This is a genomic window from Rhodanobacter thiooxydans LCS2, from assembly GCF_000264375.1.
In the GTDB taxonomy this organism is placed as follows: Bacteria; Pseudomonadota; Gammaproteobacteria; order Xanthomonadales; family Rhodanobacteraceae; genus Rhodanobacter; species Rhodanobacter thiooxydans.
Window position 1 is genome coordinate 177,418 of sequence record NZ_AJXW01000003.1, and the last position, 24,901, is coordinate 202,318.

The 24,901-nt window shown below is 67.4% G+C and carries 20 protein-coding genes and 1 riboswitch; of the genes, 12 read left to right on the forward strand and 8 right to left on the reverse strand.

The window, feature by feature from the left end:
- Positions 1-412 precede the first annotated feature (412 nt).
- The gene (locus UUA_RS01240; RefSeq protein ID WP_008433561.1) at positions 413-982 is read right to left on the reverse strand and encodes a hypothetical protein; all 570 of its coding nucleotides are present in this window, start codon (positions 980-982) and stop codon (positions 413-415) included.
- Positions 983-1,186: 204 nt separating this feature from the next.
- On the opposite strand from UUA_RS01240, the gene UUA_RS01245 reads away from it, so the two are divergent.
- The gene (locus UUA_RS01245) at positions 1,187-1,810 is read left to right on the forward strand and encodes a phosphatase PAP2 family protein (protein ID WP_008433562.1); all 624 of its coding nucleotides are present in this window, start codon (positions 1,187-1,189) and stop codon (positions 1,808-1,810) included.
- A gap of 18 nt (positions 1,811-1,828) precedes the next feature.
- On the opposite strand, the gene UUA_RS01250 is transcribed toward UUA_RS01245, so the two are convergent.
- A complete protein-coding gene (locus UUA_RS01250; RefSeq protein WP_008433563.1) occupies positions 1,829-2,461 on the reverse strand; it encodes a DUF4124 domain-containing protein in 633 nt (210 codons plus the stop codon).
- 319 nt (positions 2,462-2,780) lie between these two features.
- Between UUA_RS01250 and UUA_RS01255 the strand changes: the two genes are divergently transcribed.
- The 4 genes from UUA_RS01255 to UUA_RS01265 all read left to right on the forward strand — a co-directional run bounded on the left by UUA_RS01255 (position 2,781) and on the right by UUA_RS01265 (position 7,687).
- On the forward strand, positions 2,781-4,994 hold the full coding sequence (locus tag UUA_RS01255) for a toll/interleukin-1 receptor domain-containing protein (RefSeq protein ID WP_008433564.1): 2,214 nt from the start codon (positions 2,781-2,783) through the stop codon (positions 4,992-4,994).
- 81 nt (positions 4,995-5,075) lie between these two features.
- Entirely contained in the window at positions 5,076-5,471 is a 396-nt protein-coding gene (locus UUA_RS01260; RefSeq protein WP_008433565.1) for a hypothetical protein, read from the forward strand.
- A gap of 233 nt (positions 5,472-5,704) precedes the next feature.
- The gene (locus UUA_RS19185; protein WP_155943229.1) at positions 5,705-5,860 is read left to right on the forward strand and encodes a hypothetical protein; all 156 of its coding nucleotides are present in this window, start codon (positions 5,705-5,707) and stop codon (positions 5,858-5,860) included.
- 141 nt (positions 5,861-6,001) lie between these two features.
- Complete coding sequence (locus tag UUA_RS01265) at positions 6,002-7,687, forward strand: hypothetical protein (RefSeq protein WP_008433566.1); 1,686 nt, start codon at positions 6,002-6,004, stop codon at positions 7,685-7,687.
- A 39-nt stretch (positions 7,688-7,726) separates the two neighbouring features.
- On the opposite strand, the gene pnuC is transcribed toward UUA_RS01265, so the two are convergent.
- From pnuC to UUA_RS01280, 3 genes are all read right to left on the reverse strand, one after another.
- The gene (gene pnuC, locus UUA_RS01270) at positions 7,727-8,314 is read right to left on the reverse strand and encodes a nicotinamide riboside transporter PnuC (protein WP_008433567.1); all 588 of its coding nucleotides are present in this window, start codon (positions 8,312-8,314) and stop codon (positions 7,727-7,729) included.
- A 9-nt stretch (positions 8,315-8,323) separates the two neighbouring features.
- Positions 8,324-10,507, reverse strand: a complete 2,184-nt coding sequence (locus tag UUA_RS01275) for a TonB-dependent siderophore receptor (RefSeq protein ID WP_008433569.1) — start codon at positions 10,505-10,507, stop codon at positions 8,324-8,326.
- A gap of 55 nt (positions 10,508-10,562) precedes the next feature.
- Positions 10,563-10,659, reverse strand: a riboswitch (TPP riboswitch).
- Positions 10,660-10,691: 32 nt separating this feature from the next.
- Positions 10,692-11,822: a phosphotransferase enzyme family protein gene (locus tag UUA_RS01280; RefSeq protein ID WP_008433570.1), complete on the reverse strand. Its 1,131-nt coding sequence runs from the start codon at positions 11,820-11,822 to the stop codon at positions 10,692-10,694.
- 142 nt (positions 11,823-11,964) lie between these two features.
- On the opposite strand from UUA_RS01280, the gene UUA_RS01285 reads away from it, so the two are divergent.
- The 4 genes from UUA_RS01285 to UUA_RS01300 all read left to right on the forward strand — a co-directional run bounded on the left by UUA_RS01285 (position 11,965) and on the right by UUA_RS01300 (position 14,678).
- Positions 11,965-12,858, forward strand: coding sequence for an AEC family transporter (locus tag UUA_RS01285; RefSeq protein WP_008433571.1), 894 nt, complete (start codon positions 11,965-11,967; stop codon positions 12,856-12,858).
- Positions 12,859-12,929: 71 nt separating this feature from the next.
- Complete coding sequence (locus tag UUA_RS01290) at positions 12,930-13,514, forward strand: response regulator (protein ID WP_008433572.1); 585 nt, start codon at positions 12,930-12,932, stop codon at positions 13,512-13,514.
- 30 nt (positions 13,515-13,544) lie between these two features.
- Positions 13,545-13,943, forward strand: coding sequence for an RNA-binding S4 domain-containing protein (locus UUA_RS01295; RefSeq protein ID WP_039953357.1), 399 nt, complete (start codon positions 13,545-13,547; stop codon positions 13,941-13,943).
- 93 nt (positions 13,944-14,036) lie between these two features.
- Positions 14,037-14,678, forward strand: coding sequence for a response regulator (locus UUA_RS01300; RefSeq protein WP_008433575.1), 642 nt, complete (start codon positions 14,037-14,039; stop codon positions 14,676-14,678).
- Positions 14,679-14,688: 10 nt separating this feature from the next.
- Here the strand turns inward: UUA_RS01300 and UUA_RS01305 are convergent, their stop codons facing one another.
- The 3 genes from UUA_RS01305 to UUA_RS01315 form a co-directional block, all read right to left on the reverse strand.
- Positions 14,689-16,131, reverse strand: coding sequence for a catalase (locus tag UUA_RS01305; RefSeq protein ID WP_008433577.1), 1,443 nt, complete (start codon positions 16,129-16,131; stop codon positions 14,689-14,691).
- A 193-nt stretch (positions 16,132-16,324) separates the two neighbouring features.
- Entirely contained in the window at positions 16,325-18,988 is a 2,664-nt protein-coding gene (mutS, locus tag UUA_RS01310) for a DNA mismatch repair protein MutS (RefSeq protein ID WP_008433578.1), read from the reverse strand.
- Between the two features lie 426 nt (positions 18,989-19,414).
- Positions 19,415-20,056 (reverse strand): TetR/AcrR family transcriptional regulator, encoded by a 642-nt coding sequence (locus UUA_RS01315; protein WP_008433580.1) that lies wholly within the window; start codon positions 20,054-20,056, stop codon positions 19,415-19,417.
- Positions 20,057-20,321: 265 nt separating this feature from the next.
- On the opposite strand from UUA_RS01315, the gene UUA_RS01320 reads away from it, so the two are divergent.
- The 3 genes from UUA_RS01320 to UUA_RS01330 are packed head-to-tail and all read left to right on the forward strand — an operon-like array spanning position 20,322 to position 24,895.
- Positions 20,322-21,476: an acyl-CoA dehydrogenase family protein gene (locus UUA_RS01320; RefSeq protein ID WP_008433582.1), complete on the forward strand. Its 1,155-nt coding sequence runs from the start codon at positions 20,322-20,324 to the stop codon at positions 21,474-21,476.
- 49 nt (positions 21,477-21,525) lie between these two features.
- The gene (locus tag UUA_RS01325) at positions 21,526-22,731 is read left to right on the forward strand and encodes an acetyl-CoA C-acetyltransferase (protein ID WP_008433584.1); all 1,206 of its coding nucleotides are present in this window, start codon (positions 21,526-21,528) and stop codon (positions 22,729-22,731) included.
- A 13-nt stretch (positions 22,732-22,744) separates the two neighbouring features.
- Positions 22,745-24,895 (forward strand): 3-hydroxyacyl-CoA dehydrogenase NAD-binding domain-containing protein, encoded by a 2,151-nt coding sequence (locus UUA_RS01330; RefSeq protein WP_008433586.1) that lies wholly within the window; start codon positions 22,745-22,747, stop codon positions 24,893-24,895.
- The last annotated feature ends 6 nt before the right edge of the window (positions 24,896-24,901 follow it).

The following is a 24,901-nucleotide window of genomic DNA, read 5'->3' on the forward strand; positions in this document are numbered from 1 at the left end:
AGTGCTCCCTGGCGCAGCCACCGTACTGCAAACCCCGCGGGGGAAAACCGGCTGGCCACGCCGGAGCATCCGTCCGCAACGGTTTGACCCCGGCGTGCGAAGCGAAAACTCCGATGCGCAAGGCTGCGGAAGCTTGCGCGGGGAGATCAAGGCCCTGCGGCCGGAGCCGTCGGCGTGGCGCGCAAGACTTGCAGCCTTGCGTCCGGAGCTTCGAGCCTTGCGGTTTCACGCCCCTGAGCCTTGTGTGCAGAGTTCGAAGGCTTGCGCGAAAGGATCAAGGCGTCATGCGGGAAGCTGGAGGCTTTGCGCGCAGAGTCCGGAAGCTCGGCGCATCGCGTCCGACACCCTTGCGATCGAGAGTACGGGGCTCGTGCGCAAGGCCTCGAGCCTTGCGCGCGACTGCCACGCCGATTCAGTGATCTGCTGCGGGAGAGCTCGCCGGTGGGGCACTGGGAGCGCTGTGGGTAGCGTTCTGCATGACCGGGGTCGGTGCGGACTGGTAGTTCATGGGGTTCGCGGACCGGTCTATTCCCCGATTCTCGTCGAATCGGATCCGCTCCCCGCGGTTGAAGGAACTCCTGCTCGCCAGCGCCAGCCGATGACCGTCGATATGTACCCAGTACCAGGAGCCCGGGGGTACCGGCGAGATGGATTCGTAGACGAACTGGGCGTCGTAACCGCCTCCGGTACGGGGTGTCGTGTGCAGCACCAGGTTGGCGATGAACTGGCTGGACACCGGACGTCCGTGATCGGTCGCCGGTTTGCTGATCATTTCATCCAGGTTCTGCCGCAGCAATCGGCGCAGCGACGGCGGCAGTTCCATCGCCGGCGAGGCGTCGGTGACCTTGCCGTGGGTATTCACCTGCACGAGGACCGGCAGAACCTTGGGCTGGAATTCGTTGAGCGAGCCGGAGGAAGCTGCGGCCGCGCCAGTACCGGCGACCAGCATGCCGAGCAGCAAAGATAGCCGGGTGGATTTCATGACGGCCTCCTTGGATCGTCGTTGGGCGTGGCATGAGGTATGCCGCGGCGGATCGGTTTTCCGTGCAGCCACTATCCTCTGCCCCCGCACGCCCCGTCAATCGCCATCGGCGACCCTGCGGCCCGATCCATAAGCCGGATGAAAGGCAGCCCGCGTAGCTTGCGTCGGGAAGGCAGGCGCTGCCTGTCGTGCGGGAGCCGAGAGATGCCTGCATCGAGGTTCTGGCTGTTCGCCGCCGTCATCCTGTTTTCAGGCGGCGTTCGTGCGGGGGATGGCCCGTTCGGCATCGACCACCGCGTCCACTATGACAACAGCGGCATCTGGAACCGCTCCGACCAGAACGCGCTGCTGTACGGCACGATCGGCACGGTGGTCGGCGGTGCCCTGGTGTTCGGCGACAACGACCAGCTGGGCGACACGTTCTGGCGTTCGGTGGATGCGATGGTGGTGACCGGCGTCGGCGCCGAGGCGATGAAGTACACCTTCCAACGCAAACGTCCTTCGCAGACTGACGATCCCGACAAGTTCTTTGCCGGCGGCCATGCCCATAGCTTTCCCAGCGGGGAAGTGGCGGCGATCTCGGCGGCGATCACGCCGTTCATCGTCACCTACGGGCGCGATCATCCGGCCGTGTATGCGCTGGCCCTGCTGCCGGCGTACGACGCGGTGGCGCGGGTGAAGACGCATGGCCACTGGCAGAGCGACGTGCTGGTCGGCGCCGCGCTGGGCACCGGAATTGGCCTGTGGGCGGCGCACCGGGACTCGCCTTTGATCGTCAGCTGGCTGCCGGGCGGCTTCAAGGTGGGTTTCATTCACCGGTTCAAGTGAGCGCGGTACGCCGCCGGCTCAGCACTGTGTGCGGCCGCCAGCCAGTTGCTTGCATGGGTGGAAGATTGGCTGGTCCGATACCGGCGGCGGATGCTGGCCGTGGTCGCCGTCGTGGTCGTGGTCGCGAGGGGGACGCGGGTAGGGCGGCCCCCAGTAGGCGGGCGGAGCGTTGTAGACCGGCTGGCTCAGCTGGTTCTGATAGTCCGCATTCTGCTGGCGCAACGCCGCATTCTCGGCCTGCAGCCGGTCGCGGTCGGCGGCCTGTGCCGCCGCCTGGTCGGCCAGCGCCTGCTGCTGGGCTTCCTCCGCGCGTTGCTGCGCCGCGTAGGCCTCGTCGGCGTCGCGCTGGGCCTTCTCGTCCATGGCCTGCTGGCGGGCGTCGACGCGCTGCTGGTAGAGCGCTTCGAGGTGGCGCGATTGCGCATAGCGTTTGGCCAGCTCGTCCTGGCCCAGACGCAGGTAGCGGTCGATGACTTCGGTGTCGTCGGCCTGGTGCAGCAGTTCGCCGCTGCCGTTCGGGCAGGGATGGTCGGTGTAGGCAAGCTGCCCGCCCTGCGTGCATTTGTAGATGTTCTGGGCGCCGGCGGCCGGCGCCGCGGTCAACAGCATGGCGGCAGCCAGGCAACGGATTCCCGCGGTCAGGCTTTTCATGATGGCGACATTCTGCACCCGGCCGGCATCGCCCGCATTCCGGTGGCCCGGAACGGAAGGCCGCTGGGCGTGGGTCCGGCTGCGGCAGGCGGTCAGGGCGTCGACAGGAGGTGAAGGCAATTGCCGCATCGAGTCATTCCAGACCGAGAAATCGCTTCCTGATACCGCAAAAATGAGATTTGCATCACATTTCTGGTGCTAGCGTTCTTCGCTGCGGGTGCCGCCCGAGGGGTGGCTGGGTGCCCAGGGTCCGGTCGAGCGGATGGGGAAGGGTTCCCGGCAAGGGAGTGCGTCACCTCGTGCGGGAGCGCGATGCGTCATGGCGCAAGCTTCGGCGATGCCGGCATTCCGGTACCGCGCCTTCATCAGCTACAGCCACCGGGACAAGGCCTGGGCGGGCTGGCTGCACCGGGCGCTGGAAACCTATGCGGTGCCGAAGCGCCTGATCGGCCAGGCGACGGCGTTCGGCGAGATCCCCGCCCGCTTGGCGCCGATCTTCCGCGACCGCGACGAACTGGCCAGCGCCACCGACCTGGGCCGCAAGGTCAATGAGGCACTGGCCCAGTCGGAAAGCCTGCTGGTGATCTGTTCGCCGCACTCGGCGACCTCGCACTGGGTCAACGAGGAAGTGCTGGCGTTCAAGCGACTCGGGCGCAGCGAGCGCATCTTCTGCCTGATCGTGGACGGCGAACCCGGCGCCAGCGAGCTGCCCGGTCGCGCCGCCGAGGAATGCTTCGCGCCGGCGCTGCGTCACCAACTCGGCGCGGACGGTGAGTTGAGCCACGAGCGCACCGAACCGATCGCCGCCGATGTGCGGCCCGGCAAGGACGGCAAGGCCAACGCCAAGCTGAAGTTGATCGCCGGCATGCTCGACGTCGGCCTGGATGTGCTGAAGCGACGCGAACTGCAGCGGCGCACCCGGCGCATGGCGGCGCTGGCCACGCTGGCGCTGATCGTGATGGCGGTGACCACGGTGCTGGCGATCACCGCGCTGATCGCCCGCCATGCCGCGGTGGTCGCCAGCCAGGCCGCCGAGCGTCGGCAGAAACAGGCCGAGGACCTGGTCGGTTTCATGCTGGGTGACCTCAATGACAAGCTGGCACGGACTTCGCGGCTGGACATCATGGAAGCCGTGGACGACCACGCGATGCGCTACTTCCAGTCGCTGCCGACCACCGACGTTACCGACGAGGCGCTGGCCCAGCGAGCCAAGGCGCTGGAAAAGATCGGCAGCGTGCGGCTTGACCAAGGCCATCTGCCTGCGGCGATGGCGTCCTACCAGGCGGCCCTGAAGCTGGCGGGTGCGCTCGCCGATGCCGCGCCTGCCGACGTGCCGCGGCAGCTGGCTGCCGCGGAAATCCACGCGTTCATCGGCATGACCCATTGGCGGCAGGGGCAGCTCGATACCGCGCAGCGGGATTTCGTCGCGTCGCAGACCATCCTGCAGCGCGCGCGCGTGCTTGCGCCGGATGACACGCAACTGCAGTTCGAACTGGCGATGATCGACAACAACCTCGGCCATGTGATGGAGGCGCGCGGCCAGCTGGACGATGCGATGCTCTCGTACCGGAGCATGCTGCCGCTGATGCGCAAGCTGGTCGCGGCCCAACCCGACAATACCCAGTGGGCGGCATCGCTTGGCCTGGCACACAACAATCTCGGCAAGCTGGCCCTGATGCGCGGCGAACTGGCCACAGCCATCGCACAGTATGGCGCCGACGATGCGATCGAGTCCGCGCTGGCGGCGCGCGATCCGAAGGACACCGACCAACGCGACAACATGCTGATCGTCCGCGCTATCCTGGGGCGCACGCGGGCGCTGGCCGGCGACGTCACCTCCGGCATCGCCGGATTGCAGCAGGCGGTCGACATCGCCACGCAGTTGCAGGTAATCGACTCGGGTAATGCCGGCTTTCAGGAACATGCGGCGTTGTACGCCACCCAGTTGAGCCGGTTGCGGCGGCTGAACGGCAATGGGGCAGCGGCGGCCGCGCTCACCGCGCGGGCATTGATGACCTTCGCCAGCCTGACCCGGCAGGATCCGGGCAACACGGCCTGGCAGCGCGAATTTGCCGAGGCGCAACTGGAGCAGGGCGCGCAGTCGCGGGCCGCCGGTCGAACCGAGGTGGCGCGCGCGCAGGCTCGCGCTGCGCTGCGCCTGCTCGATCCACTGCTCGCCCAGCAGCCCGACGACCGCGCCACCTTGCTGGCAACGGTGGGCGCGAAGCTGTCGCTTGCCGCGGTCACCGACGATGCAGCTGCCGCGCAGCAACTGCGCGATGACGCCTTGAGCGCGATGCAGACAGTGAGAAGCGGCGGCAGCGATCCCCGGCTATTGGCGTTGCGGGTCGAGGCCCTGCTTGCGCTCGGCAGAAAGGCCGAAGCGCAACCGTTGATCCAGCAATTATGGAACAGCGGCTACCGCGATATCGCACTGATGAACGTATTGCGGCGCGCGCACATCGACTACCCGGCCAATACGGCATTCCAGCAGAAGCTGCTGGCGGCAATCGACATGAACGCTCGCCCGTAAGGCCGAGCGAAACGGACAGGGGAAATGACAGCACCAGCAAGCGCGGTATCGGCTCAAACCCCCACCACCAAGGAATCCATCATGCCGAACAATCTCGATGTCACCCTCGACAAGAGCACAACCCCGTGGTGTCTCGACATCAGCCAGCACGGCAATGTGAACGTCGGCCGAAGTCCCGACCCGCAGACCATCACATGGCGGCTGACCGGAAACGCCGCCACTGGAAAGTTCAACTCGCAACAGGACTCCCCGCCGGGTTTTGTCTGGATTGACAAGACGCCGCCGGCGGGCATCTTCAGCGCCCCCGTGCTGGGCGAGAACGGCAAGGAGATCAGCATCAGCGATCTCAACAACAGCGCCGTCACGTCGGGGGAGTGGGTCTATCAGTTGAGCGCCAAGATCGACGGCCAAGTCTACCAGTCGCGTGTGACGTCCATCATCGCCACCACGACGAGCCCCATGATCAAGAACACCTAGCAGGGTGTTGAAAACATCCTGCCGGTGCGGGCCACGGAAGGCCCGTCGCGAAGCAGGCACGCCAGGTGCCTGCTTCGGCGCAGCCAGCCACGGACGTGTGCCGAAGCGGGCGCGTTCGACAAGCGCAGGACGCCCCTTCTCAACAACGTCCCAGCGGACCGCGTGCGGGTCCGCAACCCGGCGGGGCAGGCACACCCCGCCAACATCGATCTTCAACAGCTCTGGAGAACATCATGTCCATTACCGAAAAGCAGCCCGACCCGGGTGCGCCATTGCCGGACAGCGAAGAGATAGGTGGGGCGAGCCATGAGAGCGGGCCGGCACCCGAGCAGACCACGAGCCCACTGTCGCCGGATACCACCACCGCACCGCTGATCAAGAACAACTGACGCGCCGCCGCCAGCAGCGAGTCAAACATCGGGGCTAGTCCGGTTCCATGGGGAAGCGGGCGGCGATGGCTTGCTCCGTATCATCGGGGTGCGAGGCCGTGCGTTGACCATCGTGATACTCAACATCATCCGGAAGCCGCCATGACTCCCCTGGTTGTCGGTGTCACCAGCCATCGCAACATCCCCGCCGAGGAGATCGAGCCGATCCGGCAGCGCGTGCGGGATTTCCTGACGCAACTTCGGCACGAGTTCCCCGCGCTGCCGCTGGTGGTGGTGTCCGCGCTGGCCGAGGGTGGCGACCAGCTGGTCGCGCAGGAGGCGCTCGCCGTCGGCGCACGGCTGGTGGCGCCGCTGCCGCTGCCGCCGGACCTGTACGTCGAGGACTTCTCCACTGAGGCGGTGCGCGCCAGTTTTCAGCTGTTGTGCCGCCAGGCCGAGATCGTGCTGCTGCCGCAGCTGATGGCGCAACCGCGGCAGGCGATCGGCTCGCCGGGCGTGGCGCGCGATCGCCAGTACGCCAAGGCCGGCGTTTACATCGCCAGCCACTGCCACATCCTGCTGGCGATCTGGGACGGCAAGGTATCGGGCCGGCTCGGCGGCACCGCGCAGATCGTCAACTACCACCTGAGCGGTACCATGCCCGGCCTGATCGACCGGCGCCGGGATACACACCACGTGCTTGGCGGTGGTGACGAAAGCCTGCTCTACCACATCGTCTGTTCGCGCGACGGCGCCGATGGCGCACCGGCCGCCGGACTGCTGCCGTTGCAGACGTTGTGGCGCACCGCCGAAACGGTGGCAGCCGCCGACAGCCTGCCGGCGGACTTCCGGCTGATGTTCGCGCGCATGGTCGAGTTCAATGGCGAGTGCGACACGTATGCCGACGAGATCGCGGCATCGGCGCGACCGGCCGACGCGGCGGATGCCACGGCAGACGTCGACAGCCTGTTTCGCGCCGCCGACTGGCTGGCGCTGCACTTTCAACGGCGCGTGCTGCTGGCGATGCGCCTGACCTACACGCTGGCGGCTCTGATGGGCATCGCCTTCACTTTCTACGCCCACCTGCCCGCGCAGGATTTCCTGATCTATCTGTTCCTGCTGCTGTTCGCCAGCGGCGGCGCGGTGGCGATGCTGGCCAAGCACCGCGGCTGGCATCGCAAGTACCTGGACTACCGCGCGCTGGCGGAGGGTTTGCGGATCCAGTCGTACTGGCAGCGGGCGAACATCGCGGCGAACGCCGACCACGAGTTCGCCCACGACAACTTCCTGCAGAAGCAGAACATCGAACTGGGCTGGATCCGCAACGTCATGCGCGCCGCCGGCCTGCAGGCGGCGCTCCGGCCGGTGCAGTCGCCGCCCGCGGCGTTGGCGCAGGTCATTGCGGAGTGGGTTGGCGAATCCGGCAAGTCCGGCCAGCTTCATTACTACGAGCGCAAGACCGCCGAGCGCACCGGGCTGCACCATGTCACCGAGGCGGTCGGCTCGATCAGCCTGTGGGGCGGCGTGGCGATCAGCGTGTTCCTGGCGGTGTTCGTGCACCGGCTGTCGCACGACACCAAGACCATCCTGGTGCTGGTCATGGCGGTGCTGTCGATCATGGCTGCCGTGCGCGAGGCGTATGCCTACCGCAAGGCCGACAAGGAGCTGATCCGGCAGTACCGTTTCATGCAGCGCATCTTCACCAGCGCGCGTGCGGCGCTGGATCGCACGAGCGATCCAGCGCTGCAGCGGCAGATCCTGCTTTCACTCGGCGACGCCGCGCTCACCGAGCATGCCGAATGGACACTGATGCAGCGCGAGCGGCAGGTCGAGCAGAGCAAGCTCTGATCTTGCGGCTGGCCGAATGCCGGGAGCCGTGCCGACGCTTCAATGAGATGCGCCCAGCTGGTGCGGTGCCGCGGTCTTCGCCACGCGCTGCCATGCGCGCAGGCCGAGCACCGCCAGCAGCACGAAGCCGGCGTACAGCACCGAGGTGATCAGCAGGTGCTTGTAGACGTACTCGCCCACGTAGATCACGTCCACCGTGATCCACAGCCACCACGAAGCCACGTGCCGCTTCGCCTGCCACCACTGCGCGACCAGGCTGAAGGCGGTCAGCGCCGCGTCCAGCCAGGGCAGCGCGGCATCGGTGCGGTAGTGCATGAACGCGCCCAGCGCCAGCGCACCGAGGCTGCCGAACGCCAGGTGCGCGATGGCCTGCCGCCGCGGCAGGGCAGCCACTTCCACGCGGCCGTCGCCGCCCAGGTGCTGCAGCCAGCGCCACCAGCCGTAGCCGATCAGCACCGCGAAGGCCAGCTGCAGCAGCGCATCGGAGTACAGCTTCGCGTGGACGAATACCCACGCGTAGACCAGCACCGAGACCAGTCCCACCGGCCAGCACCACGGGCGGCGGCGGGTGGTGAGCCAGACGGCCCAGGCACTGACCAGCGCGGCGGCGAGTTCGACCCAGCTCATGGCGATCGCTCAGAGCCCCACGGTCAACGAAAGCCGGGCCAGCCGCGGCGCACCCGGGAACAGGTAGCGGTCGCCGCCGGTGCTGCCGGTGTCGCGCCAGTAGAAGCGGTCGAACACGTTGTCGACGTTCAGCCGCCAGGTCAGCGCATGGTCGTGCCACCGGCTCTCGTAGCGCAGGCCGGCGTCGAACACGTGGTAGGCCGGCACCTTGACCGTGCCATCGGGCGTGGCGGGATTGCTGCCGGCGTAGCGCCAGCCGCCGAGCAGGCTCAGCTGCGGGGCGAACGGCAGGCGGTAATCCAGATAGACGGCCGAACGCAGGCGCGGCACGTTGATGACCTGGTGGCCTTCGTAGGCGGGCGTGCCGGTGTCCTGTGCGCGGGCGCGGATCAGGTTGATGCTGGCGGTAAGGCGCAGGTCGTCGCTGATGCGGCCCGCAGCGCCGAGTTCCAGCCCGCTGTGCACCTCGCTGCCGCGCTGCACGAAGGTGAAGCCTTCGGGCGTGCTGTCCGGTTGCGCGAACTGGTAGGCCTGACGGGTGCGGTACAGCGCGGCATTGAGGCTGAGCGCGTCGCTCCAGTCGTACTTCACGCCGGCCTCGAGCTGGCGCGACAGCACCGGCGCCAGCGCGGTGCCGCCGTTGGAGGTCCAGTACGGCGCCTGCGCGCCGAGCGACAGGCCCTTGCTGAAGCTGAGGTAGGTGGTCAGTGGCGCGATGGGCTGCCACATCAGCGCCGTCTGCGGCAGGAACTTGCTCAGCCGGGTGTCGCGCTGAAGCAGCCCGCTGCCGTCGTAGTCGCGCTCGTGCAGGCGCACGAAGCGGCCGCCGCCGAGCAGTTGCCAGTGCTCGCCCAGGTGCACGCGGTCCAGCGCGAACAGCGAGTGCTGCCAGCTGGTCAGCGTGCGCGCGGACGGCCCCGGCTGGTTCGGCGAGGGGGCGAAGTAGGGCGGGTTGGCGTTGTCGATGTTGGCCGTGCCCACATAGTCGTAGACGTACGGCCGCTGGTCCAGGGTGCGGCGGAACGCGCTGGCGCCAAGGCTGATTTCGTGGCCGATGGCGCCGGTGTCGAAGCTGCCCTTGAGCACGGCGCGCACCTCGTCGTTGACGCGGGTGTCGCCGGGGCTGCGGAAATCGTAGACGTCGTAGTCGCCGTTCGGCGCGAAGAAATAGCCCGGCGTGGCGCTGCTGGCGCAGGCCGGTGAATAGAAGCAGCCGTAGGCGAAGGCGACGTTGTCGTTGATCCGGCTGCGGCTGTGGCCGGCCGAGAGCTGCATGCTCCACGCGTCGCCGAAGCGGTGATCGAGGCGCGCGGTGGTGTTGCTGGCCGCGATGCCCACCGGCTGCTGCCACGGCTCGAAGCCGAGCATGCGGGTACGGCTCGGGTGCGGCGGCAGCGTCGTGCCGCCCAGCAGCTGGTAGCCGGAGACCGAGCGCTGGCTGCTGGTCTGGTAGTCGGTGTCCAGTTGCAGGGTGGTGTCCGCGCTGATCTTCCAGTCCGCCGCCAGCGAGAGGAAGTTGCGCCGGCCGTCGGCGTGTTCGACCCAGGAATGCATGCCCTCGTGCGCGGCGTTCACCCGCACGCCGAAGCTGGGTGACAGCCAGCCGCCGACATCCACCGCGACGTAGCGCGAGCCGTGCGAATCGGTGCCGACGTTGGCGCTGCGCACCTCGGCGGGGCGCTTGCTGACGTAGTTGACCAGGCCGCCCGGCGCGACCACGCCCGCTTCGAGCCCGCCCAGGCCCTTGAGGATTTCCACCCGCTGCTTGTCCTCCAGCGGCGTCAGTTGCTCGCCGGTGATGGTCATGTCGTTCAGCCGGTAGCCGGTGGCCAGGTCCAGCGTGAAGCCGCGGATGGCGATGTCCTGGTAGTAGCCGACCGGCGCGTAGTTGTCGCCGAGCGCCGCGTCGGAGCGGGCCAGCTCGCTCAGCGTGCGCGGCTGGCGGTCGTCGATCTGGTCGCGGGTGATCACGCTGATCGCAGCCGGCGTGTCGTGCAGCGGGGCGCTGCCGAAGCTGCCGAAGGTGTCGATCTGCGAGCTGTCGGCGTGGTAGCCCTTGGCGCGGTCGGCTTCCACATGCACCGGCGCCAGCTGCGTCGTTTGCGGTTTGTCGGTGCTGTCGTCGGCGTGGGCGGGCGCGACGGCCGCGAGCAGGGCGAGCAGCAGGGGAGTGCGGGAAAGAGGCATGGTCATCGTCGTCGTCGGTGGAGTACGGACGAAGCGACGGCGACCCGGCTGTCGCGAGGACGTGCCGGATCTGCAAGCTCCCTACGCCGGTACTAACCGGGTCAGGTTCCAAGGGACTCTCTCAGCCCGGCTTTTGCCGGGCACCCCCGCTTCAAGAACGTCTATTGAACCACGAATCGGCGCGGCGTGGTCAGCCGGCGGCGCGGATGGCCTGCAGCAAGGCCTGCCCGGCCGGCGTGCGGAACCACGCCGCGTGGCCGCGCAGGAAGGTGTCGTAAGCCACGTCGGCGTTCGCGCGCGAGTGCGTGATGGCGTGGAAATATTCGACCTCGGACAGCGCGAAATCCACATGCACCAGCGGCAGCAGGTCGGCCAGCAGGTGCAGGTCGGCCGCGTCCAGCGGGCGTTGCCGGCGGTAGCCCTCGATCAGCGCACGGGCGATGTCGGGATGGGCGGCGTCGGCGTCGAGCGCGAGCCAGGCGATCGCGTTGCGTTCGATGGCGGTGGCCAGATCGAACAGGGCGACGTTGGCGGCGGCGAGGCCGAAGTCGAGCACGGCGCTGATCCGTGCGTCGCTGCCGCCGTCGCTCCAGCACAGGTTGGAGACGTGCCAGTCGCCATGCGTCCACAGCCGCGGTTGCTGCGCCAGCCGTGGCTGCGCGGCGGCATGCCACGGGCCGAGCAGTTCGGTGAGCTCGTGCGGCCAGTCGCGATCGCGCAGGTAGTCGGCCAGGCCGGGCCGGTGCGGCAGTTGCGCACGCAGCGCGGCGGCCGGGTCGGGCGCGGCGATCAACTCGCTGCGCGCGACCAGGATGTGGGTATCGCGCTGCGGCGCGCGGTAGTCGGCGGCGGCGTCGTGCAGTGCGGCCAGCATATGGCCGGCGCGGCGGGCGTGGTCGAGGTTCGGCAGCGGTTCCCACGAGATCGCCTCGCGGTACAGGTCGACGCCGGCGGCGCGTTCGTGCACTTCGTAGACCCACTCGCCGAGCGCCGCCACGGTCTGTCCATGCTCATTGCGCAGCACGGCCGGTATCGGCATGCCGCGGTCGCGCAGGTGGGCGATGAAGCGGTGTTCCCCGGCGAGTGTGGCGACCGAACGCACGCGGCGGTGGTGGCGCTTGACGAACACGGTGGCGTGCGGCGTCTGGGCCAGGCACGCCGCCGACAGCGGGCGCGGGCTGTGCCAGTCGATGCGAATCGGCGCGCCGAGCGCAGGATAGCCGCGCAGCAGCGTCGCGACCTCGCCGGCGGTCAGCGGCGGCCAGTCCGGCGGCGTGTGGTCGCCGGCCAGCCCGTGGGCGAGATGGAGCGGGTCGTTCATGGGGAGGTCGAAGTCTCCGCGGGCGGGCAGGTCGTGGATTATCCCCGAAAGCGTCGGGCCACCGCTCCGGCCGCCCTCGGCCCAGCACGCGCGATCCCTATAATGGCCAGCTTTCGCCGCGGTGTTCCACCTGATGAGCGCGATGTTGCTGCTGTTCGCCTGCCTGATCCTCGGTGCCCTGGTGGCGCGCTACGCGCGGCCGCCGGCGGGGATCGTGCCGGGCATCAACTGGTGGGTGCTCAACGTGGCGCTGCCGGCGCTGGTGCTGGAGCTGATCCCGAAGGTGAAGTTCGACCCGCAGCTGTGGTTTCCGGTGGCGGCCATGTGGCTCACCTTCGGCGGCGCGTGGCTGCTGTTCGGCCTGCTCGGCCCGCGCCTGGGCTGGTCGCGGCAGCGCACCGGCGCGCTGATCCTGGTGTGCGGGCTGGGCAATACGGCGTACATGGGCTACCCGATGATCGAGGCGCTGCACGGCAAGGCGGGCCTGGCGCTGGCGGTGGTGGCCGACCAGATCGGCGCGTTTCCGGTGCTGGCGTCGGCCGGCATCGTGGTGGCTTCGGTGTATTCGGGGCGCAGCCTGCAACTGCGCCCGATCGTCCGTCGCATCGTCACCTTTCCGGCGTTCATCGCGCTGGTGGTCGGCATCGTCGCCGGCCTGCGGGGTGGCTGGCCCGAGCTGCTGGATGGCGTGTTCGCGCCGGTCGGTGCCACGCTGACGCCGCTGGCCTTGTTCTCGGTCGGCCTGCAGTTCCGCTTTCATCCCGGCCAGCGCCAGCTCGGCGCGGCCAGCTGGGGGCTGGGCTGGAAATTGCTGCTGGCGCCGCTGTTGTGCTGGGCGGTGGGCACCGCCGCCGGTGTCGACGGACTGGTGCTGACCGTCGGCGTGCTGCAGGCGGCGATGGCACCGATGGTGTCGGCCACCATCCTGGCCGATGAGTACGGCCTGGAGCCGGCGCTGGCCAATACCGTGCTGGGTGCCGGCATCGTGCTGTCGCTGCTGACCGTCCCGCTGGGCAACTGGCTTCTGGGCGGGTAGTGCTCCCTTGCGTCCGGCCCGCGCTGCCCCGAGACTAGCGCGCAGTCTCATGGGCTGGGGGAGCTCGTGCCATGGCAGGTTTCGATCTGATCAAGCGCATGTTCGGCGATCACGGCGAGCGCCGCGCGGCGCCGCGCAGCGGCGAGCCGAAGGAAGCCTGCATCCTGGTGGTGGACGACTCGCCGACCATCCGCGCGGTGCTCGGCAAGATGCTGGCGCAGAACCGCCACATGGTGCTGAAGGCGGCGGACGGCGAAAGCGCGCTGGAGCTTGCCCGCGCGGAACGCCCCGACCTGATCTTCCTCGACATCGTGATGCCGGGCATGAGCGGCTTCGCGGTGTTGCGCGCGTTGCGCCATGATTTGGAGACCCGCGATATTCCGATCGTGATGATCAGCGGCAACCTGCAGGCGACCGAGCAGTTCTACGTGCAGCGTTTCGGCGCCGACGATTTCATGAAAAAGCCGTTCGGCCGCAGCGAGGTGTTCGCGCGCATCGACAGCCTCACCCGCAGCGGGCGTCTGGTGGTGCGCCAGCGGGCGGAGGCGGAAAGGCTGCCGGCCGAGCCCGAGCCGAACGCGGCCGAGCATGACGCCATTCCGGACATCGCGATGCCGGATCCGCGCGACATGCTGCCGCCCGACGGGCAGGCCTGAGCCGCCCCCGATCGCGCGATAATCCGCGCGATGAGCAAGCCGCCCGACCCACCGATGACCGACCTGCGCGCGGACGTGTGGCTGTGGGCCGCGCGCTTCTTCAAGACGCGCAGCCTCGCCAAGCAGGCGATCGACGGCGGCCGCATCGACGTCAACGGCGCTGGCTGCAAGCCGGCGAAAAGTTTGCGCGCGGGCGACCGGCTGAAGATCGGCCGTGGCGAGGAACGGCTGGAAGTCGAGGTCGTCGCGCTGTCCGATCGACGCGCTCCGGCCGCCGTGGCGCAGGCGCTGTATGTCGAGACAGCGGCCAGTCGCGCGGCGCGCGAGCTGGCGCGTGAGCAGCAGCGCCTGGTCGGTCCCAGCGGCCCGCCGAAGCGCCCGGACAAGCAGGCGCGGCGCGAACTGCGACGGCTTCGAGATACCCGCTGAGCAGTGCATCGCAGAACGCCGCCCGGATCTGCGGGAATATCCATGTCAATCCAAAGGGTTGGCGCCGCCAACCGGTACGGGCGGAGGACTCGCATGGACGGACATGCACTGATGAACGGTCTCGGCTTCTTCAAGCGCCTGCTGGGCAACCAGACCGCCGATGGGCACCGTGTCGAGCCGCAGGCCGCGCTGGGTGCGCGCATGCTGGTGGTGGACGACTCGCCCACGATCTGCGCGGTGCTCGGCAAGATGCTGCACCAGGACGGCTACGCCGTGCTCAAGGCCACCGGTGGCGCGGAGGCCATCGAGCTGGCCCGCCGCGAGCGACCGGCGCTGATCTTCCTCGACGTGGTGATGCCCGGCACGAACGGCTTCGCGGTGCTGCGCACGCTGCGCCACGACCCGCTGACCCGCGACATCCCGATCGTGATGATCAGCGGCAATCCGCAGGCGACCGAGCAGTTCTACCTGCAACGCTTCGGTGCCGACGATTTCATGCAAAAGCCCTTTGGCCGCGACGAGGTCTACCTGCGCATCGGCCAGCTGGTGCGGTCCGGACGTCTGGACGGCCGCCTGCCCACGGCGCCGGCTGCTGCCGAGGCGTTGCCGGCACTGGCGGAGGAACTGTCGGCCGATGAACTGGCCGACATTCCCGATATCGCAATGCCCGACGCGGAGGCCGCCCCGCGCCGGGTCGGCACGGCCCTGCTGCGGGTGGTGCCCGGCATCGGCTGAGCGCGCCGACTCAAATCGCCAGGCCCAGCGCATTCGCCACGCCCGCCGCGTAAGCCGGGTCGGCCTTGGCGAAGTGGCCGAGCTGGCGGCGGATGATTTCCTCAGGCACGCCCTGCATCGCCGCGGCGATGTTGTCGAACAGCTGCTGCTTCTGATCGTCACTCATCAGGCGGAACAGGTCGCCGGGCTGGGTGTAGTCGTCGTTGCCGGCGCGATGGTCGTAGCGGTCGGCATCGCCGGAGATCTTCAGCGGCGGCTCCTTCACCGAGGGGTCCTCGACCGGGCCGCCGAACGAGTTCGGTTCGTAGTTCACGCTGCCGCCGCCGTTGTCGCCGTAGCGCATCGACCCGTCGCGCGCGTAGTTGTGCACCGGGCAACGCGGCTGGTTCACCGGCAGCTGGTCGTGGTTCGCGCCGAGCCGGTAGCGCGCCGCGTCGGCGTAGGAGAACAGGCGGAACTGCAGCACCTTGTCCGGCGAGAAGCCGATGCCGGGTACCACGTTCGCGGGCGAGAAGCTGGACTGCTCGACCTGGGCGAAGTAGTTGTCGGGATTGCGGTTCAGTTCCATCACGCCGACCTCGATCAGCGGGTAGTCCTTGTGCGGCCAGACCTTGGTCAGGTCGAACGGGTTGTACGGGGTTTTCTCCGCATTGGCCTCGGGCATCAGCTGCACGTACAGCGTCCACTTCGGGAAATCCCTGCGCTCGATGGAGTCGTACAGGTCGCGCTGGTGCGATTCGCGATCGTCGCCGATCAGCTTCGCGGCTTCCGCGTTGCTGAGATTCCTGATGCCCTGCTGCGTCTTGAAATGGAACTTCACCCAGTGGCGCTCGCCGGCCTCGTTCCAGAAGCTGTAGGTGTGGCTGCCGAAACCGTGCATGTGGCGCAGCGTGGCGGGAATGCCGCGGTCGCTCATCAGCGTGGTGACCTGGTGCAGTGATTCGGGCGACAGCGACCAGTAGTCCCACATCGCGGTGGGGTTGCGCATGTTCGTGCGCGGGTCGCGCTTCTGCGTGTGGATGAAGTCGGGGAACTTGTACGGATCGCGGATGAAGAACACCGGCGTGTTGTTGCCGACCAGGTCCCAGTTGCCTTCCTCCGTGTAGAACTTCAGCGCGAAGCCGCGCACGTCGCGCTCGGCGTCGGCCGCGCCGCGCTCGCCGGCCACGGTGGAGAAGCGCGCCAGCATCGGCGTCTGCGTGCCGGGCTTGAAGACCTTGGCGCGGGTGTATTTCGTGATGTCGCGGGTGATGGTGAGCGTGCCGAACGCGGCCGAGGCCTTGGCGTGCACCACCCGTTCGGGGATACGCTCGCGGTTGAAGTGCGCGTGCTTCTCGAACAGCGCCACGTCCTGCACCAGCAGCGGGCCGCGCGGGCCGGCGGTGAGGCTGTTCTGGTTGTCGGACACCGGGGCGCCGGCATCGGTGGTCAGCGTTTTGCGGTTCTGGCTCATGGCGGCTCCTGTGGGGGCTTGGGTGTTCGGCCAATCTACGCAGGCATGACGATCAATGGAATTCGAATATTCCGATGCGGACGATAGTCCATGGCTATGGATGAGTGGCCGCTGCCGCGCCCGGCGGGACAGCATCGCCGACGAGGCGTGAGCGCAAGGTGGTGGCGGCCGGCGGCATCGCCCGCCGGCCTGGTCAGCCCGGTCGTTTCAGGCGGTAAAGCAGTTCCAGCGCTTCCCGCGGGGTCAGTGCGTCCGGGTCGATATCTTCCAGCATGCGCTCGGCGGCGGAAGGCTGCGCCGGGGCGAACAGGCCCAGTTGCGCCGAAGGTTCGCCGGCCGGCGTGGGGGCGCTGGCGTGCTGGTGCATGCCGCGCTCGAGTTCGGCCAGGGTGCGCTTCGCATCGGCGATCACCGACTTCGGCAGGCCCGCCAGCGCGGCCACCTGCAGGCCGAAGCTGCGGTTGGCCGGGCCTTCCTTCACTGCATGCATGAACACCAGTTGCTCGCCCCGTTTCTGGTCGTGGAACTCCACGGCGTCCAGATGCACGTTGGCGATCGACGCGAATTCGCCGGCCAGTTCGGTCAGCTCGAAGTAGTGGGTGGCGAACAGCGTGTAGGCGCGGCTGTGGCGCGCCAGATGCACGGCGGCGGCGCGCGCCAGCGCGAGGCCGTCGTAGGTGCTGGTGCCGCGGCCAACCTCGTCCATCAGCACCAGGCTGTCGGCGCTGGCGTTGTGCAGGATGTTCGCCGTCTCGCTCATCTCCACCATGAAGGTGGATTGGCCGCGCGAGAGGTCATCGCCGGCGCCGATGCGGGTGAAGATGCGGTCGATCGGGCCGATCACTGCGCTCGCTGCCGGCACGTAGCTGCCGATGTGGGCGAGCAGCACGATCAGCGCGTTCTGGCGCATGTAGGTGGACTTGCCGCCCATGTTCGGGCCGGTGATCACCAGCATGCGGCGGTGGGCGTCGAGAGCCAGGTCGTTCGGCTCGAACGGCTCGTCGCGCACCTTCTCCACCACCGGGTGGCGGCCGCGCTCGATGCGGATGCCGGGCTCGTCGGAAAGTTCCGGCGCGCTCCAGTCCAGCGCTTCGGCGCGCTCGGCCAGGGTAGCAAGCACATCCAGCTCGGCGATCGCCGCGGCGGCGGTTTTCAGCGGTTCGAGTTTTTCGGTGAGCGTGTCGAGCAACGCTTCGTACAGCGCCCGCTCGCGCATCAGCGAGCGTTCCTTCGCCGACAGTACCTTGTCCTCGAACGCCTTCAGTTCCTCGGTGATGTAGCGCTCGGCGTTCTTGGTGGTCTGCCGGCGCGTGTAGTGGGTGGGCGCCTTGTCCGACTGTGCCCGGGTGATCTCGATGTAGTAGCCGTGCACGCGGTTGTAGCCGACCTTGAGCGTGGGGATGCCGCTGGCGGCCTTCTCGCGCTCCTCCAGTTCGACCAGGTACTGGTCGGCGTGGGTAGACAGGCGGCGCAGTTCGTCGAGTTCCGCGTCGTAGCCGTCGGCGATCACGCCGCCGTCGCGCGGCAGCACCGGCGGTTGCTCGACGATGGCGCGGGCGAGCAGGGCGGCAGTCTCCGCGTGGTCGCCGATGCGTTCGACCAGGGCGTGCAGCAGCGGGCTGAGCTCTTGGTGGAGAGTGCGGCGGTGGATGGCCGCTTCTTGATCTTCGCGATCAGGGAAGATGGCACTGGCGACGCTCGGCGCGGCCAGCAAACCATCGCGCAGGGTGGACAGGTCGCGTGGCCGTGCAGAGCGCAGCGCGACGCGGGCGAGGATACGCTCGAGGTCGCCGATGCCGCGGAGCTGTTCGCGCAAGGGTTCGTGCCGACGATTGTCGATCAGCATGCCGATTGCCTGGTGGCGTCGGCGCAGCACATCGCGGGAACGCAGCGGGCGAGTCAGCCAGCGGCGCAACAGCCGCGCGCCCATCGGCGTCACCGTCTCGTCGAGCACGCCGAGCAGGGTGTGTTCGGTGCGGCCGCTGGGGTGCGTGTCCAGTTCCAGGTTGCGGCGGGTGGCTGCGTCGAGCGCGATCGTCTCGCTGGCGCTTTCCACCGCCATGCCGGTGAGATGCGGCAGCGCACTCTTCTGGGTTTCCTCCACGTAGCCGAGCAGGCAGCCGGCGGCGGCGACCGCCAGCGGCAGCCTGTCCACGCCGAAGCCGCCGAGGTCGCGGGTGCCGAAGAAACGGTTCAGTTCGCGTGTGGCGGCGTCACCGTCGAAGTGCCATGGCGGGCGCTTGCGCAGGCCGGGCAGGGCGCTGACCAGTTTCGGCCAGGCCACGTCCTCACCCACCAGGGTTTCGGCCGGTTGCAGCCGCGCCAATTCGGCGGCCAGCGCCTCGGCGTTCGGCACTTCGCTGAGCAGGAAGCGGCCGGAGGTGAGGTCCACCCAGGCCAGCCCGTAGACGCCGTGCGCGCCGGCGGCGATCGCCAGCAGTAGGTTGTCGCGGCGTTCCTCCAGCAGCGCGGCGTCGGTCACCGTGCCGGGCGTGACCACGCGTACTACCTTGCGCTCGACGATGCCCTTGGCCAGCGCCGGGTCGCCCATCTGCTCGCAGATCGCGACCGACTCGCCCAGGCGCACCAGCCGCGCCAGGTAGTTCTCCACCGCGTGGTAGGGCACGCCGGCCATCGGAATCGGTGCGCCGGCGGACTGCCCGCGCTGGGTCAGGGTGATGTCGAGCAGCCGCGCCGCCTTGCGTGCGTCGTCGTAGAACAGCTCGTAGAAATCGCCCATGCGGAAGAACAGCAGCACGTCCGGGTGTTCCGCCTTGGCCGACAGGTACTGGCGCATGCCGGGAGAATGGGAGGCGATCCACGCGGCGTGGTCCTTGTTTTCAACTTTCTCAATCATTTCAATATTTTGCTTACGCTGTTTTTTCGCGCAGATCCGGTTGTCTTCGGCGTTTTTGCTCGCCAATGGCTTTGAGGAACACAACGTGGTGTCCAAATGGTGCCCAAGTCTCGACTCCAGAAATGGTCTGGTGTCCAAGCTCTGCTTCAAGAAAAACAGGAGCCCCAGACGGGCTGCTCATTGAACCACGGAAATGTTGGGCGCAAGTGGAGATCCGAATGGGATTCTCGGGTGAGCCACGCATCCGTCGAACCGATGACGGTCAAGTCGAGTGTCAGCACTGGCCGACTGTGCTGGCAACGCTTGGTCAGTTGCGTTGGCAATACGCGCAAGATGCCCGTTGCCCGCTTTGAGGCTTCTCGACATGCGAGCACGGAGTTTGATCCAACGGCAGGGTAGCCGCCACGTTGACGCCCGGCATCGACCTCAATCCGCCGACATCGCCCGCCACAGGATGTGGAACAGCTCGTCGAACTGATCGGTAATGGGTTGCTTGTCGGCACGCACGATGTGCATCAGCCCGACCCGGCCGAGGATGCCCATGAACACGTCCAGCAGCACCTTGCTGGAGACGCGGTTGTTGAGCACGCCGCGTACCTGGCCATCCTTCAGCACGCCGAGAAACGCGCCCATCAACTCCGGGCTTTCGTAGATGCGGATGTTGCGGTGGCGGGAGGCCGGGATGGCGGTGACCAGCAACATCATCACCGCCGGGTGCTTGTCCATGTAATCCATGAATACCCAGCAGGTCTTGCGCAGGCGTTCGCGCGAGTCGTCGATGCCTTGCAGGTGGTCGATCATGCGATCGGCCAGGCGCACCAGCATGACGTCGAGCATCGCGTAGACCAGCACCTCCTTGCTGCCGAAGTATTTGTAGATGGTCTGCAGCGACACGTTGGCCGAGCGGGCCACTTCCTGCAGGCTGACCTCGTGGAAGTCGCGCGTGGAAAACAGCTCCAGCACCGCCTTCTCGATACGGTTGAGCGTGTCGCCGCGCATGCCGCGGAGAATGTCACGGCGGTCGATGATGGTGGAGGCGGAATCCGGACTGGCTGGAGTGGTCGTCATGCGCGTCTCGTGGGGGTAGCAGGATTTCCGCTATGGAAATGCATGTTACCAAATAACATGGATATAGCCATTATTCGACGCGAACGCTTGCCTTCCATCGATCGGCTACACACTATGAGAGCACAACGATCGACCACGTTGGCGCGCTGTTGACTTCTTCAGCCAGCCACGCTGGTGATCGTTGTCGAACTGGTAATTACAGTTACCAATATCTTCAGAAGAGCCGCGCGCCGATCCCGCCCGACCCGTATCGAGGAGACACCTCTTGGCCATACAGAACTTCCCCGCCGTCTGGATGACGGACGAGCACCGGATGCTGCAGGAGTCCGCCGTCCGCTTCTTCAAGGAACAGTGGGTGCCGAAGGATGCGGCCTGGCGCGAAGCCGGCATGATGGATCGCGAGGCGTGGGAGCAGGCGGGCGCGAACGGTTTCCTGTGCGCCTCGGTGCCGGAGCAGTACGGCGGTGCGGGCGGCGACTTCGGCCATGAGGCCGCGCTGCTGTACGCCCAGGGCGAGGCCGGGATTGGCGGCTTCGGCGGCTCGGTGCATTCGGGCATCGTCGCGCAATACATCCTGCATTGCGGCACCGAGGCACAGAAGCAGCGCTGGCTGCCGCGGATGGCCACCGGCGAGCTGATCGCCGCCATCGCCATGACCGAGCCGGGCACCGGTTCGGATTTGCAGGGCCTGCGCACGCTGGCGGTTCGCGAAGGTGATCACTATCGCCTCAGCGGCAGCAAGACCTTCATCAGCAACGGCCAACTGGCCAACCTCGTCGTGGTCGCCTGCAAGACTGACAAGGAGCAGGGCGCGCAGGGTATTTCGCTGCTGGTGGTTGAAACCGACGATGCGCAGGGATTTCGACGTGGGCGCAACCTCGAGAAGATCGGCATGGAGTCGCAGGACACCTCCGAGCTGTTCTTCGATGACGTGATGGTGCCGGCGGACAACCTGCTGGGCGGCGAGGAAGGCCAGGGCTTCTTCCAGATGATGCAGGAGCTGCCGCAGGAACGGCTGATCGTGTCCGTCGGCGGCATCGCCGCGATGGAGCTCGCGATGCAGGTCACCGTGGCCTATACCAAGGAGCGCACGGCGTTCGGCAAGCCGATCTTCGCGTTCCAGAACACCCGCTTCAAGCTGGCCGAATGCCAGGCGCTGTTGCTGGCGTCGCGCGCACTGGTTGACGCGGCGATGGTGGCCCATCTCAAGGGCGAGCTGGGCATCGATCGCGCGGCGCTGACCAAGTACTGGGTCACCGACAACCAGTGCAGGCTGGTCGACGAATGCCTGCAGTTGTTTGGCGGCTACGGCTACATGAAGGAATACCCGATCGCGCGCCTGTGGGCCGACTCGCGGGTGCAGCGCATCTACGGCGGCACCAACGAAATCATGAAGGAACTGGCATCGCGTTTCCTTTGATGCGCGCGCCTTTCCGTATCACCCATCGACTCCCAGCTAAGGATTTCCCATGACCGAGGCCTATATCTACGACGCCGTGCGCACCCCGCGCGGCAAAGGCAAGAAAGACGGCAGCCTGCATCAGGCCACGCCGGTGTGGCTGCTGCGCACGCTGTTGCAGGAACTGCAGCGGCGCAACCAGCTCGACACCGCGCGGGTCGACGACGTGGTGCTGGGTTGCGTCACGCCAGTCGGTGAACAGGGCGCGGATATCGCGCGCACCGCCGTGCTCGACGCAGGCTGGGCACAGAGTGTGGCCGGGGTGACGCTGTCGCGTTACTGCGGCTCCGGCCTGGAGGCGACCAACATGGCCGCCGCCAAGATCGCCGCCGGCATGGAAGACATGGTGGTCGCCGGTGGCGTCGAATCGATGAGCCGCTGGGCAATGGGCAGCGACGGCGGCGCGTGGTTCATGGATCCGCGCGTCAACAGCGCGCTGGGCTTCGTGCCGCAGGGCATCAGCGCCGACCTGATCGCCACGCTCGAAGGTTTCAGTCGTCAGGACCTGGATGCCTTCGCCGCCGAATCGCATCGTCGCGCCGCGCTCGCGCAGGGCGAAGGGCGTTTCGACAAATCCATCGTCGCGGTGAAGGATCTCAACGGCATGCTGCTGCTGGACCGGGACGAGACGATCCGTCCGGGCAGTTCGGTCGAATCGCTAGCCAAGCTCAATCCCTCGTTCGAACAGATGGGCCAGATGGGTTTCGACGCCACCGCGATGGCGAAATACACCACGGTCGAGAAAATTCACCATGTTCACCATGCCGGCAATTCGTCGGGCATCGTCGACGGCGCGGCGCTGCTGTTGCTGGGCAGCAAGGAAGCCGGCATTCGCGCCGGCCTGAAACCGCGCGCCCGTGTGCGCATGGCCGCGGTGGTCGGTTCAGAACCCACCATCATGCTGACGGGTCCGACCGCGGCCTGTCGCAAGGCGCTGGGCAAACTCGGCATGACGCCGGCCGACATCGATCTGTGGGAAATCAACGAGGCGTTCGCCACCGTGCCGATGAAAACCGCGCGCGATCTGGGCGTGTCGCTGGACCGGGTCAATGTCAATGGCGGCGCGATCGCGTTGGGCCATCCGCTGGGTGCGACCGGCGCGGCGATTCTCGGCACGGCGCTGGATGAACTCGAACGCCGCGACCAGAGCATCGCGCTGGCCAGCTTGTGCATCGGTGCCGGCATGGGCATCGCCACCATCATCGAACGCGTCTGAGGAAGCCCACGCCATGACCGCGAACAACCCTGTCACCCTCGAGATCGATGCTGCCGGCATCGGCCTGGTCACCTTCGACCAGCCCGGCCGCGCGATGAACGTGCTCAACCCCGATCTGGTTGCGCCGTTCGCCGCCATCGTCGAGCGGCTGGAGAAAGAGGAGGCCATCAAGGGCCTCGTGCTCACTTCCGGCAAGTCAACTTTCATTGTCGGTGCCGACATCGATCAGCTCACCGCGATCAGCACAGCCGAGGAAGCCTTCAGCCTCTGCGAAGACTTGAAGGCGCTGCTGCGCCGGATCGAAAAGTGCGGCAAGCCGGTAGTCGCTGCGCTCAACGGCACCGCCTTGGGCGGCGGCCTTGAAGTGGCGCTGGCCTGCCATGCGCGTTTCGCGCTGGACGAGGCCGCGCTCAAGCTCGGCCTGCCCGAGGTCAAGCTGGGCCTGCTGCCCGGCGGCGGCGGCACCCAGCGGTTGCCGCGCATGATCGGCATCCAGAAGAGTTTTGAACTGCTTACCCAAGGCACCGAACTGCGCGCCGCCGAGGCCAGGGGCCTGGGTCTGGTCAACGACCTTGCCGCCAGCCGCGAGGAACTGCTGCAGAAATCGCGTGCGTGGTGCGTGGCCAATCCGCGCCCCGTGCAGCCGTGGGACAAGCAGGGCTTTCGTATTCCGGGCGGGGACAGCAAGCACCCGGGCGTGGTGCAGTTGCTGGCGATTGCACCGTCCATCGCCAACGCCAAGGCGCACGGCAACTACCCCGCGATCGGCCACATCATGTCGTGCCTGTTCGAAGGTTGCCTGCTGGATTTCGATGCGGCCTGCCAGGTGGAGTCGCGCTACTTTGCTGCCTGCGTGGTATCGCAGGAATCGAGGAACATGATCGGCACGCTGTGGCACCAGCTCAACGCGATCAAGAAGGGCCAGTCGCGCCCGGCCGGCGTGGCGCCGTCCAGGGTGCGCAAAGTCGGCATCCTCGGTGCGGGCATGATGGGGGCCGGCATCGCCTACGTTTCGGCCAAGGCTGGCATCGAGGTGATCCTGCTCGACACCACGATCGAGAACGCCGAGAAGGGCAAGGCGTATTCGCAAGGTCTGCTCGACAAGGCCATTTCGCGCGGCCGCAGCACGCCGGACAAGCGCGATGCGTTGTTGGCAAAGATCACGCCGACCACCCGTTACGAAGACCTGCAAGGCTGCGATCTGGTGATCGAGGCGGTGTTCGAGGATCGCGCCATCAAGGCGGCCTGCACGCAGAAAGCCGAGGCGGTAATCGCTGCCGATGCGGTGTTCGCATCCAATACCTCCACCCTGCCGATCACCGGCCTGGCCAAGGCCAGTGTGCGCCCGAAAAACTTCATCGGCCTGCATTTCTTCTCGCCGGTGGACAAGATGCCGCTGGTCGAGATCATCGTCGGCGAGCAGACCTCGAACGAAACACTGGCACGCGGTTTCGACTACGTGCTGCAGATCGGGAAGACCCCGATCGTGGTCAACGACAGCCGCGGCTTCTACACCTCGCGCGTGTTTGCCACCTATGTGATGGAAGGCCTGGCGATGCTCGGCGAAGGCGTGCATCCGCGCTCGATCGAGGCGGCCGGCATCAAGGCCGGCATGCCGATGCCGCCGCTGGCGCTGCAGGACGAAGTCTCGCTGAGCCTGTCGCTGCATGTCGCCGACCAGACCCGCAAGGATCTGGCCGCCGAAGGCAAACCGTTGCCCGAGCACCCGGGCGAGCCGGTGCTGCGCCTGATCGGCGGCACGCACCAGCGCCTGGGCAAGAAAACCGGCAAGGGTCTGTACGACTACGACGGTCGGGACAAGCATTTGTGGCCAGAGCTGACCAGGCTGTATCCGACCGCAGCCGAACAGCCCACGCAGCAGGAACTCGTCGACCGCCTGATGTTCGTGCAGGCCAACGAAGCCGCGCGCTGCTTCGAGGAGAACGTGGTGCGCTCGGTGGCCGACGCCAACATCGGCTCGATCTTCGGCTGGGGCTTCGCGCCGTTCCACGGTGGCGCACTGCAGTTCATCAACGCGATGGGCGCGGCAGGATTCGTGGCGCGTTCGCGTGAACTGACCGAACGCTACGGCGCGCGCTTCGCACCTGCCGACATCGTGGTGAAGCAGGCCGCCGCTGGCGGGCGCTTCGAGGGCGCGGCGTGAGCGCCG

Bases quoted from the DNA above. Each gene is read 5' to 3' on its own strand.
- UUA_RS01240 (WP_008433561.1), bottom strand. From the start codon at position 982: ATGAAATCCACCCGGCTATCTTTGCTGCTCGGCATGCTGGTCGCCGGT.
- UUA_RS01245 (WP_008433562.1), top strand. From the start codon at position 1,187: ATGCCTGCATCGAGGTTCTGGCTGTTCGCCGCCGTCATCCTGTTTTCA.
- UUA_RS01250 (WP_008433563.1), bottom strand. From the start codon at position 2,461: ATGAAAAGCCTGACCGCGGGAATCCGTTGCCTGGCTGCCGCCATGCTG.
- UUA_RS01255 (WP_008433564.1), top strand. From the start codon at position 2,781: ATGGCGCAAGCTTCGGCGATGCCGGCATTCCGGTACCGCGCCTTCATC.
- UUA_RS01260 (WP_008433565.1), top strand. From the start codon at position 5,076: ATGCCGAACAATCTCGATGTCACCCTCGACAAGAGCACAACCCCGTGG.
- UUA_RS19185 (WP_155943229.1), top strand. From the start codon at position 5,705: ATGTCCATTACCGAAAAGCAGCCCGACCCGGGTGCGCCATTGCCGGAC.
- UUA_RS01265 (WP_008433566.1), top strand. From the start codon at position 6,002: ATGACTCCCCTGGTTGTCGGTGTCACCAGCCATCGCAACATCCCCGCC.
- pnuC (WP_008433567.1), bottom strand. From the start codon at position 8,314: ATGAGCTGGGTCGAACTCGCCGCCGCGCTGGTCAGTGCCTGGGCCGTC.
- UUA_RS01275 (WP_008433569.1), bottom strand. From the start codon at position 10,507: ATGACCATGCCTCTTTCCCGCACTCCCCTGCTGCTCGCCCTGCTCGCG.
- UUA_RS01280 (WP_008433570.1), bottom strand. From the start codon at position 11,822: ATGAACGACCCGCTCCATCTCGCCCACGGGCTGGCCGGCGACCACACG.
- UUA_RS01285 (WP_008433571.1), top strand. From the start codon at position 11,965: ATGTTGCTGCTGTTCGCCTGCCTGATCCTCGGTGCCCTGGTGGCGCGC.
- UUA_RS01290 (WP_008433572.1), top strand. From the start codon at position 12,930: ATGGCAGGTTTCGATCTGATCAAGCGCATGTTCGGCGATCACGGCGAG.
- UUA_RS01295 (WP_039953357.1), top strand. From the start codon at position 13,545: ATGAGCAAGCCGCCCGACCCACCGATGACCGACCTGCGCGCGGACGTG.
- UUA_RS01300 (WP_008433575.1), top strand. From the start codon at position 14,037: ATGGACGGACATGCACTGATGAACGGTCTCGGCTTCTTCAAGCGCCTG.
- UUA_RS01305 (WP_008433577.1), bottom strand. From the start codon at position 16,131: ATGAGCCAGAACCGCAAAACGCTGACCACCGATGCCGGCGCCCCGGTG.
- mutS (WP_008433578.1), bottom strand. From the start codon at position 18,988: ATGATTGAGAAAGTTGAAAACAAGGACCACGCCGCGTGGATCGCCTCC.
- UUA_RS01315 (WP_008433580.1), bottom strand. From the start codon at position 20,056: ATGACGACCACTCCAGCCAGTCCGGATTCCGCCTCCACCATCATCGAC.
- UUA_RS01325 (WP_008433584.1), top strand. From the start codon at position 21,526: ATGACCGAGGCCTATATCTACGACGCCGTGCGCACCCCGCGCGGCAAA.
- UUA_RS01330 (WP_008433586.1), top strand. From the start codon at position 22,745: ATGACCGCGAACAACCCTGTCACCCTCGAGATCGATGCTGCCGGCATC.